Source organism: Leifsonia sp. 2TAF2, from assembly GCF_052115085.1.
Classification (GTDB): Bacteria; Actinomycetota; Actinomycetes; order Actinomycetales; family Microbacteriaceae; genus Leifsonia.
Genome location: NZ_JBFRFY010000001.1, coordinates 985,008 through 998,987, shown reverse-complemented (window position 1 = coordinate 998,987; position 13,980 = coordinate 985,008). Strand labels below are relative to the sequence as shown.

Annotated in this window: 7 protein-coding genes and 1 tRNA gene; 3 read left to right on the top strand and 5 right to left on the bottom strand. The window is 67.2% G+C overall.

Annotation, left to right across the window (positions count from 1 at the left end; all coding sequences use genetic code 11):
* The first annotated feature begins 754 nt into the window (after positions 1–754).
* Positions 755–3,421 carry an AAA family ATPase gene (locus AB4Z18_RS04845; RefSeq protein WP_441781560.1) on the top strand — a complete coding sequence of 889 codons (2,667 nt, stop codon included), beginning with the start codon at positions 755–757 and terminating at the stop codon, positions 3,419–3,421.
* A gap of 8 nt (positions 3,422–3,429) precedes the next feature.
* Here the strand turns inward: AB4Z18_RS04845 and AB4Z18_RS04840 are convergent, their stop codons facing one another.
* Positions 3,430–3,831 (bottom strand): hypothetical protein, encoded by a 402-nt coding sequence (locus tag AB4Z18_RS04840; RefSeq protein ID WP_441781559.1) that lies wholly within the window; start codon positions 3,829–3,831, stop codon positions 3,430–3,432.
* 96 nt (positions 3,832–3,927) lie between these two features.
* Here AB4Z18_RS04840 and AB4Z18_RS04835 point away from each other — a divergent pair, with 96 nt between their 5' ends.
* A complete protein-coding gene (locus AB4Z18_RS04835; RefSeq protein WP_441781558.1) occupies positions 3,928–5,100 on the top strand; it encodes a tyrosine-type recombinase/integrase in 1,173 nt (390 codons plus the stop codon).
* 18 nt (positions 5,101–5,118) lie between these two features.
* On the opposite strand, the gene AB4Z18_RS04830 is transcribed toward AB4Z18_RS04835, so the two are convergent.
* The 4 genes from AB4Z18_RS04830 to AB4Z18_RS04815 all read right to left on the bottom strand — a co-directional run bounded on the left by AB4Z18_RS04830 (position 5,119) and on the right by AB4Z18_RS04815 (position 13,523).
* A complete protein-coding gene (locus AB4Z18_RS04830) occupies positions 5,119–10,746 on the bottom strand; it encodes a DUF7507 domain-containing protein (RefSeq protein ID WP_441781557.1) in 5,628 nt (1,875 codons plus the stop codon).
* Between the two features lie 149 nt (positions 10,747–10,895).
* Entirely contained in the window at positions 10,896–12,503 is a 1,608-nt protein-coding gene (locus tag AB4Z18_RS04825; protein WP_441781556.1) for a response regulator transcription factor, read from the bottom strand.
* A complete protein-coding gene (locus AB4Z18_RS04820; protein ID WP_441781555.1) occupies positions 12,500–13,084 on the bottom strand; it encodes a hypothetical protein in 585 nt (194 codons plus the stop codon). Before AB4Z18_RS04820 ends, AB4Z18_RS04825 begins: the two co-directional genes overlap by 4 nt.
* A gap of 367 nt (positions 13,085–13,451) precedes the next feature.
* Positions 13,452–13,523 (bottom strand) — tRNA-Arg (locus tag AB4Z18_RS04815).
* 129 nt (positions 13,524–13,652) lie between these two features.
* On the opposite strand from AB4Z18_RS04815, the gene AB4Z18_RS04810 reads away from it, so the two are divergent.
* The gene (locus AB4Z18_RS04810; protein WP_441781554.1) at positions 13,653–13,979 is read left to right on the top strand and encodes a PadR family transcriptional regulator; all 327 of its coding nucleotides are present in this window, start codon (positions 13,653–13,655) and stop codon (positions 13,977–13,979) included.
* Position 13,980 lies beyond the last annotated feature (1 nt).

Here is a 13,980-nt window from a genome sequence, read left to right as displayed (position 1 = left end):
TCTGCACACCTCCCACTCGCTCTCGATCACCCGCCGGAAAGGCACTCAAAAACGATCGACCTAGGGAGTGAGTGAGATGCGGGTATTCATCATCGACGCCATCAACATGGATCCGGAACTGCACGGCGGACTCATTGGAGTGGAAGGATCTGCGAACCCGTCACCTGCTGAGAAGCAGGAGTGCACAGAGACCGTCAGCCGGTCCGTGCTCGACGGGTGGGCCATCGCAGCCGACCCGCACACGCCGATTGGATGGCTCCCCGCTCTCACCGCCGAGACGGCATGCGTTCCCTTCGTCAACGTTACCCGACTCGCTCCGAAAGCAATCCACCCAGACCGAGCACGTCTAGCTCATCGAGCTCCGCCGCCGTGCTCTTGATGCGTCGGCGCCATCCGGCGGAACGCTTCCCGACGAATTTCGGATTTGCGCGTCAAAACCGGCTCGGGAACACAACGTGTAGGTATGAGGGCATTCGATCTCAGGAGTGCGATGCAACGCGGCCCCGCGCTGGCGTCCATCACAAAGGCGACACACGCCGTCGCGGCTGAAGACAAGAGACCTGCCGGAAGAAGGTCCGTGCGCGCTCATAGCGCGCGAAAAAATCCCGCCAACCGGAAGTACTAAGTGAGAGCGAGAAGTCTCAACTCTTAGCAGAGCCAGACGACGACCGGACACGAAGGGAGGCGGGCACCGGTGCGAGGTGGAGTAGCCAGATGGAAGCGGGGACAGCAGTCCCACGGTGTCAACCAGGCGGTGAACTACGCGTTCAACGGCACCTGCGACGCCACCCTCACCGCAAAGACTCCTGAGGGTGTCATCGCCGCCGCCGGCTACGCCGATGCCGTCATGACCCGGTACATCGTCGAAAACGGCGCCATTCGCGACGACCTCCTCACCCGCGACCAGCTCAAAGACTGGGTCGACGGACTCGACCCGCTCAGTGGGGAGCGTCGCGGCCGTGACCTTGAGTCGCCCGTCGCGGACCTGATCTTGGATGCGACGATCAACGCTCCGAAGTCGTTCTCGATCGCCGCCATGCTCGACTCCGACATCGCCGCCGCGTATGACGACCTCCAAGACCGGCTGCGGGACCGGATCGTGAAGCTGTGGCAGTCTGAGCTCAACGCCCGCCGCGGCAGGGGCGGTGCGATCCGCGAGGACTTGGCCCGGATTGAGGTCGTCGAGCTCCGACACGAACGCTCTCGTTCTTTGGATCCGCACAAGCACCGCCACCTCTGGCTGAACGTCAAAGCGCAAGGCCGGGACGGCAAGTGGTCCAACATCGACACTCGCGTTGCGTTGCGGTTCCAGAACGTCATCAATGCCGAAGGCGATCTCGCCTCCCGCACCGACCCGGCCTGGATCCGTGCACTTGCCGCCAAGGGGTTCACCCTCGACGAGGACGGCGAGATCGCCCAGCTGCAGCCCTTGGTGCGGCCGCTGTCGAAGCGGTCCGCACAGATCGAGGCGAACAAGAGCATCCGCACCGCCTGGTGGAAGGAACAGCATCCCGGCCAGGAGCCTTCGCACGATGTGCTCAGCCAGATCGACCATTGGGCGTGGGCTGTTGGCCGGCCCAACAAGCCCGGCGACCTGGACGAAGACGGGTGGGCCGCGCTCGTCCGTGAGGAACTTCTTGTCGCCGACCCCACGCTCGGCATGCAGCGTTCTCCTGCGCGGCTGACTAGCATTGCCGTTCAGGCTCTCGACCTCGAGTTGCTGGCCGCGAAGGCCGTCGTCGACGCCGACGCCCGATCAACTGGCAGCGGTGGCCGCTTCAGCATCATGGATGTGCGGGCCGGCGCTCTGCGCGCGATCGCCACGACAAGAGTGGTCGCCGACCGAGACGAACTCGCCGACCTCGCCGACGACGTCGTGTCGCATTCAGAAACAGTGACACTGATCTCCGAACCAGACGCCCCGAAGCACATCAAGCACCTCATGGCTGTCTCCACCGCGTCCCTGAAGGCCACCCTCGCCCACAAAGTCGACGTGCTCTCCGCCCCCGGGCAGATCCTGGACAGGGACGTGGTCGCTGCGATCGGTCGTGCGATCGAACCCGACCGGAGGCTGGATGACGGTCAGCTCGCTGGTGCGGCCGCGATCGCCGGTACCTCCCGCAACGTCGTCATCTCCGGCCCGGCCGGGACCGGCAAAACCACGATGCTCAAGGTGGCCGGGGCCGCGCTCGGCCGACGCGGCCACAAGATGATCGTCGTTGCGCCAACCAAGAAGGCTTCGGTTGTGGCGGGACGCGAGACGAAGAGTCACTCATCGTCGCTCCACCAACTCCTGCACGATTACGGATGGCGCTGGTCGACCACCGCGTCTGGCGCAACTGAGTGGCGGCGGCTCTCGGTCGGCGAGAGTGACCTGACATCGGGCGGCATCTATCGCGGCCCTCGAATCAGCATCAACCCTGGCGATCGCATTGTCGTGGACGAGGCCGGAATGCTGGACCTCGAGGCCGCCTCCGCGCTCCTCGACGTCGTACATCAAACCGGCGCGGGCGTCGCTTTGATCGGGGACCAGCGACAGGCGTTGCCAGTCGGGCATTCGGGCGCGATGGCGCTATTCTGGCGCCGTTCAGCCGATCGTGTCGAGCTCACAACTACCCACCGCTTCGACGACCAAGCCTGGGCCCAACTAGCTCTTCGTCTCCGCGACCCACACGGCCCAGACGAAATTCACGAGATCGCAAAGGAGCTCATCCGGACAGAGCACGTCGTATTCGCAGATAACGACGTCTCCGCCCGCGAAGCGATGGTCCAAGGATGGTTCGACGCGACGCAGCGCCGTCAGACGATTGCTCTAGTCACGTCGACCCACGCCGAAGCGCAGGAGATCAGCGAAGCGATCCAACGCCGCCGGCTCGAATCTGGAGCGATCCGTCCCGGGCCTGCACTCACCGGGCAGTTCGGACAGCCGATCTTTGTCGGTGACGTTGTCCAGACGCGACGCAACGACAGCGCTGCGGACGTGCAGAATCGTCAAAACTGGGTAGTGAAGGCGATCGGCGACGACCATGTGATCCTCGCCGCCAGCACCGACACGACCGACCTTCGGAATGTCAGTCTCGCTTACGCCGAAGAGCACATTCACCTCGCCTACGCAACAACCGTCTACGGAGTCCAAGGCGAGACCACCGACACCGCCCTAGTTGGACCCGGCGTCGATGCCGCGGGCCTCTATGTCGGGCTCACTCGTGGGAAGCAGCACAATGCCGCAGTGCTGGTGGCCTCGACCGCGGACTCAGCAAAGTCGCAACTGGTCGAGCTGATGCAACGAAGCGCGCTCGAAGAGACAATGGCGAAGTCCCGAGCCGCGGCGCAGGCCGAACTTAGGCGAGCTGCTCGAACGCCTGCAGCACAGATTGTCACGTCGCCTGATCCTCAACCTTCCTCGGTCGGCGTCAGATGACCCGATCGCTAGTTCGGCGAGGTTGTAGCCTTCGCAAGCAAATCGCGGCCAAGCATGTTCACACCGTCCAGCGTGCCGCCCTGAACGTCGAACCAGAAAATGGCGATCGCGAGTTCGTCGGCTCTAACTCGAGCGAATGGACTCACGCCGTGGCGCGCGAAGACCAATCCCCGACGACCGTCAGCCGCGACAACTGCCGCCGCCCGCTCAACGAGTTCGACTTCCAAGTTGCCTCTCTTGTTCTCGACCCAGCCGAGATAGCGAGATCCATACAAGTCACAGACCCGGCGGGAATCACCCGCAGCGACGACCGCATCTGTGGCGCCGAGGTAACGCATCCACTCCCGACAAAGCTCAACTACCTCTTCGTCCGATGCTCCCAAGTGCTTTGGTTCCGGCGGCTCTCTCACACGTCTAGAGTGCACCCATCCTCAGATAGCCGGCGAACGCGCTTGCTCCGATCGATGCCAGCGGGCCCGGTCGGTGGCGAGCGTTAGGTTCTGCAAGTGGGAAGCATCGACGCGTACGATTCGGCCAAAGGCCGGCGCTATCGCGTGCGTTGGCGCGACCCCGAACATCAGCAACGCGAGAAGCGCGGGTTCCGCACCAAGCGCGAAGCGGAGCTCTACAACGCAACCGTCGAGGTAGCGATGATGAAGGGGAGCTACTTCGAGGCGTCTCAATCCAAGATCACTGTCGGTGAACTCGCCGAGGAATGGCTCGCCAACAAGGAGCAAGCGCTCAAACCCTCCAGCTTCTCCCCCATCCGTATCGCTTGGCGCGTCTACGTCGAGCCGCGCTGGGCCGCAACCCCCATCGGCGCGATTCGCCCTTCCGCGGTCGAGAAGTGGATCCGAGAGCTCAGCCAGGGCAAAGCTGTCACGGTGCGGGTCCGCGTGGGCAACGCGGGCAAACCCCGATCAGCCGGCGTCGTCCTCCGCGCGGTCGGGATCCTCGCCGGAATTCTTGACGTTGCGGTACGCGATGGCAGGATTCCCGCGAATCCGGCACGAGGCGCCAGCAATCTGCCACGGAAGGGGACCAAGAAGCGTCGCCGGTATCTGACCAACGAGGAGGTCTTCCGCTTCTCGCGCGCTGTGCCCGATGACAAGCGCAGCGTCCTCGTGCTGACACTGGCTTACACCGGCATCCGGTGGGGTGAAGCCGTCGCGCTCACCGTCAATGACATCGACCTTGAGCGTTGCCGTATCGCCATACACGAGACCGCCACTGAAGTGGACGGGCTGATTCACGTCGGACCGCCGAAGAGTTGGGAAGCTCGTTCGGTACCCTTCCCTGCGTTCCTCGCCCCTCGCTTCGAGGCGCTCCTCGATGAGAAGAAGGGCGGCGACCTCGTATTCCCCGCCCGTGCCGGCGGCTACCTCGCGCGACCAGACACCGCCTGGAACCGTCAATCCTGGTGGCTGACCGCGCTGCGCGATGCCGGACTCGAGCACATGACCCCGCACGACCTCAAACACACTGCCGCAAGCCTGGCCGTTAGTGCCGGCGCCAACGTCAAAGCCCTTCAACGTATGCTCGGGCACAAGTCGGCGGCAATGACACTGGACACCTACGCCGATCTGTTCGAGGACGATCTCAGGTCGGTGGCGGATCGACTCAACGAGCGGGTGCTCTCAGAAAGCGGCGGCAGCTTGTGGCAGCTGAAGCGACCTTGATCCGACCAGACCAGCCCGTCAGACGCTCAGCCCCCGCCGTCGCCGTCGCCGAAGCACGATCAGCAGGATCCCAGACAGCAGCAGCCCCACACCAGCGAGACCGAGTCCCCATCCGATGATGCTCCCGGTCGAGGCCAGACCGGCCGGGTCCGCCGTCGCCGCGACATGGTCGATGCGCGCGCTCGACGGGCCTGAGCCGACCCGGCCGCCGCCGGGCGTGCCGGCGGTGGCGGTGGCCGTGTTGGACAGGGCGGTCCCGTCGAGGTCGGCGCTCACCACGGTGTAGGTGGCGGTGCAGGTGATCGTCTGGCCGGGAAGGAGTTCCCCGGTCGCGCACGTCGCGACCGGTTTCGGGCCATGTCCGGTGAAGTCGCCCTCGATGACCGAGATCCCGGAGGCGGTGGTGTTGCCCGTGTTCGTGACTGTGAAGGTGTACGGCACTTGCTGGCCCGCGGCCGTGATGTGCAGCACGTCCGTCGTCTTCGACAGGGCCAAGCCCGGCTTCGCGGGCTCGGGCACGGTCACCGTCGACACCGGTGAGGTCGGCGGGGTGACTCCGCTTGGTCCGGTTCCGGTGGCGGTGGCACTGTTCGCCACCGAGCCGGCATCGATATCGGCCTGCGTGACGGTGTAGATAGTGGAGCACACCAGTTGTGCCCCGGGCGCCAGCGGACCAGTGCTCGGGCACGTCGGTGCGGAAAGGGGCCCGGATCCGCTGAAGGTGCCCTCCTGCACTCCGGCTCCGGTAATGGTCACATTGCCGGTGTTGGTGATCACGAACGAGTAGGTGATCGTCTGACCGGCCCGGAAGTCCGCCGGTGCGGCCGGCTGCGCCGACTTCACGAGAGAGAGCGCCGGAGTGCGGTCGATCGTCACCGTCGCGGTCGCCGGTGCGGAGTTCACAGCCCCCGCGGAGGCGACGGCTGTGTTTGTCAGCGTGCCCGCGTCCACGTCGGCCTGCGTCACATTGTAGGTGATCGTGCAGGTGCGGTCGGCTCCAGGAGCGAGTGGACCGGCGCCGCAGTCGGGCGCTGTGAGCACTCCCGTTCCCGAGAACGCGGTCTCCGCGATCGTGACGCCCGAAAGGGTCGTGTTGCCGGTGTTCGTGAAGTGGAACGTGTACTTTACGGCGTCGCCGGCGGCATCCACGGTCCCCGGGGACGCGGTCTTCTGCAGCGCGAGCGAGGGCGACTGGGTGGCAGCTACGGCGACGGTCGACGGGTCGGACAGGACCGGTGCGCCGTCGGGCCCCTGCGCGAGCGCGGTGGCCGTGTTGTCGACGCTACCGCGGTCGAGGTCCACCTGGGTCGCCGCGTATTCCGCGGTGCAGGTCACGCTCTCGCCCGCTGCCAGCTCGGTCGTCGGGCACAGGATGTCGCCGAGCCGGCCGGTGCCGCTGAACGCGTCTTCGATCACGCCGACTCCGGTGAGGGTGATGTTGCCGGTGTTCGTGATGAGGAACGAGAACCCGATCGGATCGCCGACCGTGTCGTAAGTTGCGACATCGGCCGACTTCACCAGCGTGAGGGCCGGCGCGGCGTTCGCCGTGACCGTCGCGGTCGAGAGGGCCGATGCCATCTCGGCGTCGGTCGGGTCGCTACCGACGGCGCGGGCCGTATTGACGATGGACCCGGCGTTCATGTCCGCCGCCGTCACCGTGTAGGTGGCGGTGCAGTCGACCCGCTGACCCGGCACGAGGATGCTCGTCGGGCATGTGATCGCCGGTTCGCCTCCCGATCCCGAGAAGGCGGTCTCCTCCACGTGGACGCCGTGGGCGGTCACATTGCCGCTGTTGACAACGGCGAACGTGTACGTGATGGCGTCGCCGGCAGCGTTCACGAAACCCGTGTCCGCGGTCTTCGTCAGCGTCAGCCGTGCGAGGGGTGTCTGCGGTGTCGTCACCGTAGAGTCGCCCGAGACGACCGGACCGGAGGGCGCGGTACCGGACGCGTGCGCCGTGTTGATCAGCGAGCCGGAGTCCACATCTGCCTGAGTGAGCGTGTACGTCGCGGTGCAGGTGAACTGGCTCGCCGGAGGGAGCGATGTCGCCGGGCAGCTGATCGCTGTCAGCGCGCCGGAGCCCGTGAAGGCGACCTCGTCGACGGTGATCCCGGTGACCGGCACGTTGCCTGTGTTGGAGACGACGTAGGAGTAGGTGATGACCTGCCCGGCGTTGTACGCGGCCGCCTCCGACGGCGTCGCGGACTTCACGACGGTTAGGCCCGCCACCTGGTCCACCGTCACAGAGGCGCTGGAGTCGGCGGAGGTCACCGAGGCGCCGGACGGGTCGAGCGCGGCCGCCTCCGCCGTGTTCACGATCGAGCCCGCCGTCAGGTCGGCCTGCGTGACGGGGTAGCTGGCCGTGCACTCCACGGACTGACTGGGAGCCAACGCATCCGGAGGGCAGCTGATCGTCGACAGGGATCCGGAGCCGCTGAACGATGTCTCGTCGACGCCGACCCCGTGCAGCGTGACATTGCCCGTGTTCGTGATCTGGAACGTGTAGTCCACTTCATCGCCGACAGCATCCACCGTCCCAGGGGTTGCGGCCTTGGTAAGGCTGAGCGCGCCGTTCTGGGTCGCGGTGACGATTACGACGCCGCTGCTGTTGCTGAGGCCCGGACCTGTGGGCGGGTCGGCGGTTGCGGTTGCCTGGTCGGCGATCCGTCCGTGGTCGAGGTCCGCCTGCGTCGTGATGTACGTCGCCGTGAACGTCGCCGACTGACCCGCCGCCAGGGAGGTCACCGCACCGGAGCACGGCGCAGCGGGGGCGGTGAGGGATGCGCAGCTCGCCGTGGGTGCGACGCTGGACGCCGCCGAGTCCACAAGCGCGTCGGCGACCCGCACGTTGCTCAGGGTCACAGCCGTGTTGTTGGTGACGGTGAACGTGTACACGATCGGCTGGCCCACCGCATCCACCGTCGCCCGGTCGGCGGTCTTCGTGATCGCCGGCTGCGCGCTCTGCGCCTGCAGACCGGTCAGTGACGACTCGGCGGCACCGAGGAGGGCGTCGCCGGCGGTGACGTTGGTGCCGATGCTGTTCCAGGCGACGTTCCCCGCCGCGGACGGCGGCGTGCTGACCGTGTAGGTCGCTGTGAACCCGGTCGAGACGAGCACGTTTCCTGTGTACGTGAACCGCAGCGCCGTCGTCTTCGAGGGCGGGGACGGCGGTGCCGGCGACCAGTCGTCGACGCATCCCGGGTTGGAGGTGAGCACCTCGGGACGGCAGGGATTCGTGGCCTGCGAGTACGCGACCGCGAGGTTGGCGGGCAGCGTCCCGATCGCGGCCAGCGTGACCGGGAACTGCGAGTTGCGTGGCGCCGTGGACGTGGCTCTGGTGTCGCCGACCCGTGGAAGCAGGTCGTACATGACCGGGTTCGCCAAGGTCGACTGTCCGGTGTTAGTGAAGGAGATCGTGTAGGCGGCGGTACCGCCGGCGGCGCTCACATGACCGGTGCCTCCGGAGCCGATCGGCGTCGGGTCCAGGTTGCCCTGCACCTTCTTGTCGACGCTGAAGCCCGGGTTCGTGGCCGTGACCTTCAACGGCGCGGATGCCCCGCAATAGTTGCCCGCGACCGGGGAGCCGTTGGTGTTCAGCGCCGGGTCGCCGGCGGGCGCCAGCGGCGGCGTCTGATTGACCCCGGAGACGGCGCAGCCCGGGATGGCCGTCCCGTAGCCGATGGTCATCGCGTTCTGGAACGTCCCGGCGCATCCCGCACCGAGATTCACGTCGAATCCGGTCATGCCGAGGGTGTAGAACCCGGGCACCGTCGCCAGACCCGCCGGAATGGTCCACTCGATCAGGGTGCGGCCCGTGCCGTTGTAGTCGGTGACCTGCCTCGTCGGCACGACACCTGCAGCGGTGAACGTCTTGCCGTTCCCGCCGGTCAGGGTGAAGGAGAGCGCGGGAACGGTGATCGCGCCTACGCCCGCCGGCGCCAGGTAGTCCAGGTAGATGGCCTTCGACGGAGCCTGGGTGATCTCCATCCCGCTGCCGGTCGGCTGCACTCGCTCCACGCAGCCTCCGCTGTACGCGGTGCTGAACGTCGCGAACGTCAGTGCGCCGTCGCCGTTCGCGGTCGGGTCGGCGACGAGGATGCTCGCCGACTGCCCTTGCGCCGTCTTGATCGGGGTGGAGGTGCCCGACAGGTACGCGTTGACGGCCGTCGTGTTGGTGAGGATGTGGCCGGGAATGGCGGCCGGCGAGGCGTACCCCGTGATGTGGAAGGTGATGACCGCGAAGGTGTTGGAGCCCTCCTGCGTGAAGGGCGGGATGTCGATCTCCGAGACCGCGGGCGAGGTGGGAAGCGTCCAGCCGGTCCCGGCCACGTACGCCACGGTGCGGGTGGTCCCGTCGGACATGAGCAGGGTGATGGTCGCGCCCGCTGCGGGGGTGAAGCCGCTGACCGTCACGACCCGCGGAATGTAGGCCGGATTCGCGCAGACGGCGCCGGGCGCGTTGCTCTGGTACTTCGCTCCCGAGACGTTGTCGATGCACGGCAGCGGATCCTTCAGGTCGTAGCTGAGGCCCGAACCGGCCGTCGCCGGCTTCGTGTTGACGGTGAGGTCGTAGGTCGTGGTGCTCCCGCCATCCCAATCGCCGGGGAAAGTGTAGAGCGTCGGGGTGCTGCCGTCGAGCGCCGTGTACTGGCCCCGGTTGACCATGGTCTTCGGCGTGACGACCTTGTTCGTCGTCCAGTCGATGTCGATGACCGTGGCGCACGGTGATGCCGGCGTCGAGGTCGCCGTGGCGGCGACGCCGTCGATGTAGGTGAAGCTCGCGCTCGCCGTGTGGCACACCTTCGTGCCGACCGCGTCCGGCACCCCGTTGGTGGATGCGGTGCCCTGCACCGTGAACACGATGCGGTTGTTCGTCGGGTTCAGGCACTCCGATCCGTCGCCCGTGTAGGTGATCGACCCACCCGAGCTGCCGACGGCCGGCACGGTCAGGGTCCCCGGGAGCGCGGCCGGCGCTGTCGAGACGCCTGCGAAGGTGAAGTTCGCGGGCAGCACGTCGGTGATGTTCAGGGCGGACAGCCCGAGGTCGCCGGCGGGGCTGGTCTGGCTGGAACCGCACCCGAAGCTGAAGCTGAGGGTCGTGGCGGCGCCGCTGAGGACGCTCGACGGGTTGACTCCGGCGCCCATGCTGTCGTTGTGGCCGGCCGTCAGGGTGAGGACAGCGGGCGACGGAGCGGTCGCCGACCCCCCGCTGCTGGTGAAGGTCGGCGTGATCGTCGCCTTCGCCCCGTTGAGCGTCGTCTTGTTCGGAGCGCGGACGGTGAAGTTGCACGAGTGGGTGCCGGTCTGGACCGTGCCGAGCGTGAAGACGACCTGGCCCGCCGACTTCGTCAGCGCCGGGCACGTGCCCGCTGCCACCCACGAGGAGAAGTCCGTGTTGGATCCGTTTCCGGTGACCGTGTTCGTGGGGATCGTCACCGCCGCGTTGAGGCAGTTGCCGGAGGTGCTGCAGGAGTACGTGAGTGTGTAGGTCGTCAGCACGTTGCTGGCGGCGGTCGTCGAGGCCGGCGAGACCGAGATCGAATCGACAGCGTACGCAGGGGCGGCGACGGCCGTCCCTCCGATGATGAGGCCGAGAACGGCGACTCCGGCAGCGATCAGCCGGGCAGCGCGTGAGCGCGTGTGCATCTGACTCCCTCTCACGGGCCAGCACACAGCGCTGCCCTCGCTCGCACGCTATCGGCGGCTGCGCGCTCAGACGGCGTTTTTCACCAGCCGATCACCCCTCCCCCGTCCGGGGGTGGCGTCGTGGCGTCGACGTGGCTTCGCCCGTCCGGTCAGTCCTCCGCGACGAGCAGATGCCGCTCCAGCGCGACGGCGACCGCATCCTCCCGGTCGGAGACGCCGAGTTTGCGATAGATGCTCCGCAGCTGCGTCTTGACCGTGTTGGCGGAGACGACGAGCGTAGTCGCGATCTCGGGGATCGTGCGGTTGTGCATCACCTGCTCCAGCACCGCCAGCTCGCGCGCGGTGAGCAGGAGGCGGGGCTCGACGTCGGGAAGGAGGTAGCGGTCAGGAAGCTCGGCTGTGATCGCCCCGTAGCCAGCGGCGTCCAGCGCCTCGGCCACGCGTTGCCGGTCCTGCGGTGGGAGGAGTGCGACGGCGAGCCGCTGCCCGGTCCGCTGCAGGAGGGTGCCCAGCCGTTCGATGACGCCGTCGCGCCGAGGCGTCGGTGAGATCCGGAGGAGTACGGCCGCCTCGATCGCGGCGGCGTCGGCCACCTGCCGGCTCGACAGGTGCTCGGCGGTGATCGACCGGAGCTCGGTCAGCGCGCTCCCGTTCTGCCCCAGGGCCAGGGCGACGCGGGCCCGCTCCAGGTGGCCGACCGGTCCCCCGGCGATCTCCCGCTTCACGATCGCCGCGGCCGCGTCCGGGTTGCCGAGCGCGAGCTGGAGCTGCGAGCGGATCGGCGCGAGCGCGGCGTAAACGCGCGGGGATCTGCCGCCGAGGCCGTGCTCGGCCACGGACGCGTCGAGCTCGGCCAGGCCGGTGCCCGGGTTTCCGGCGACCAGCTCGGTGAGTGCCCGGACCTGGGCGACGGTCACCCAGTGCTCCGTGCCGTGACGGCCGTGGATCAGAGAGCCGAGCTCGGCGCGCGCCCGGTCGGCGTCGAACCGTTCGAGCGCTACCACCGCCTCGGCGATCCGGTAGAACACTCCCGAGTACATGCTCCGCTGCAGGTCCGTCCACGGACCAGTCCGCGCGTAGTGAATGTGTTCCAGCGCGTAGGGAATGTCCCCGCGCAGGGCGTGCACGCCGGCGAGCAGGGCGAGTGCGCCCATCCCCGTCGACGGCGGCGTCGTGGGCGCCTCGGCCAGCCCGTGCGCGGCCGCATCCAGTGCCTCTTCCGGAAACCCGCCGTAATAGAGCGAGACACCGATGACCGCGTAGATGCGGGGCACGTCCGCGATGAGGGCGCGCTCCTCGTCGCTCAGCCGCTCGAGCTGTTCGCGTGCGGCCCGTGCCGCCGGAACGGATGCCGCCGTTCGGCCGAGCAGACGGAGCGCGCCCGACTCCGCCGCCCGGATGAGCACGCGGTCCACCGGGAGCAGGTCAGAGGCCTGGGTCGACCGGGCGGCGCGCACGGCCATGACGAAGTAGCGGATGGCGCGCAGACGGTGAAACCGGAGCTTGTTGAGGACGATCCCGAGTTCCGTCGCGATCAGCGGATCCGCGCGGAGCACGTGTGCCGGCACCCGCTCGAGCAGTGCCCGGGTGGTGTCACTGTTCTCGTCGGTGACCAGCATGAACCATCCGCTACGCACGGCGTCCGTCACCGCCGGCCAGTCGGCCGCCTCAATGGCGGTGCGGAGCGCACCGAACGCGTCTTCCCTCGAGTCCTCCGACGCTTCGTCCGCGGTAGCCGCGCCCTCCCGATCGCTCACCGCCGCGAACCCGCCCGGGCGGCCGGCCCGCGGCGCAGCGCCACGCGTGCTGCCAGCCCGGCCAGCGTCGACGCGGCCACCTGCCCGACCAGCCTTCCGCCGAGCACCGCGAGGAGGAACAGCCAACCCCGGTTCGTCAGCACCGGCATCGAGACAAGGAACAGCACGAGGGCCGAGACCGCCGCAGCGGCGACGAACACCCCTTCCGGCGAGCGGCCGTCACGGCCGAAGCGGGCGAGCGCCCAGATCGTGGCATCGTAGGCGGCTCCCCCGGCAAAGAACGGCACCACGATCAGCACCCCGACCGGGCTGATCGGCACGGAGAGCATCCCAGCGACCACCCCGGCCGCTGTCGCCGCCCATCGGAAGCCCAGCACCCGCCGCGCGAGGAAGGGGAACACGCTGTACCCGCCCGCGACCACGGCATACAGCGGCGCGGAGAACGCGGCCGTCGCCGCGCTGTACGGCGAGAACGCCAGGACCACCAACGCACTGGCCACACCCGCGATCACCACCGACATCAGTACCTGCAGCAAGGACAAACGACGGTCGGCTGCTGCGGCCTCCGGGTAGATCGACACAATGGCTCCTTCGCGGGGAGGACGACATTCGTATTTTGGCACATGGGCGGGCGGGCTTTTCCTTCTGCCTGCACAACGGATACCTCGACTGTGGCAGACCCGCAGCGTCCGCCCCGTGGCGACAAGCTGGACTCTGGCCGCGACGCTCATGGGTGACCTGGTCGAGTCCGTCGACCCAGGCTCTGAGCTTCGAGCTACGAAGGCGAGCGAGCGCCGAGCTGCTGGGGCGCGAACCACAACCACACGCTCAGAGTCTGTTGGAGCTTTTCGGGCATTGCTGTGGGCAAATTGTGGGCAAAATCGAATCGGAGAGTTCCGATTTCCCGAAAAAACAGCCCTGACCAGCAATTCCGTTGCACTAGAAAGGTGCCCCTGGAGGGACTCGAACCCCCAACCGTTTCCTTAGGACGGAACTGCTCTTCCATTGAGCTACAGAGGCTGGCCCCCCGAGTCTAGCGAACGCCATCCCGCGCCCAGAAAAAACTCCACTATTCAGTCTTGCTATCTACCGGTACTCATGCTTACTATGTACCGGTAATCAGCAACACTGACTAGTGAGGAGGTTCCCATGGGCAAGCAAGAGACCGAGATGCTCAAGGGGACGCTTGAGGGCATCGTGCTTGCCGTCCTGTCACGCCAGCCGGCGTACGGGTACGAGATCACCGCATGGCTACGCGACCAGGGGTTCGCCGACATCGCGGAGGGCACGATCTACGCCCTCCTCGTCCGGGTCGAACAGCGCGGGCTCGTCGATGTCGAGAAGGTTCCATCCGAGAAGGGTCCGCCGCGCAAGGTGTACTCGCTCAACGCCCGGGGTCGTGACTACCTCGAAGAGTTCTGGAGGACGTGGAGCTTCCTCGCAGAACGTATCGGACAGCTCCGCGAAGGGAACTAAA

Bases quoted from the DNA above. Each gene is read 5' to 3' on its own strand.
- AB4Z18_RS04830 (WP_441781557.1), bottom strand. From the start codon at position 10,746: ATGCACACGCGCTCACGCGCTGCCCGGCTGATCGCTGCCGGAGTCGCC.
- AB4Z18_RS04810 (WP_441781554.1), top strand. From the start codon at position 13,653: ATGGGCAAGCAAGAGACCGAGATGCTCAAGGGGACGCTTGAGGGCATC.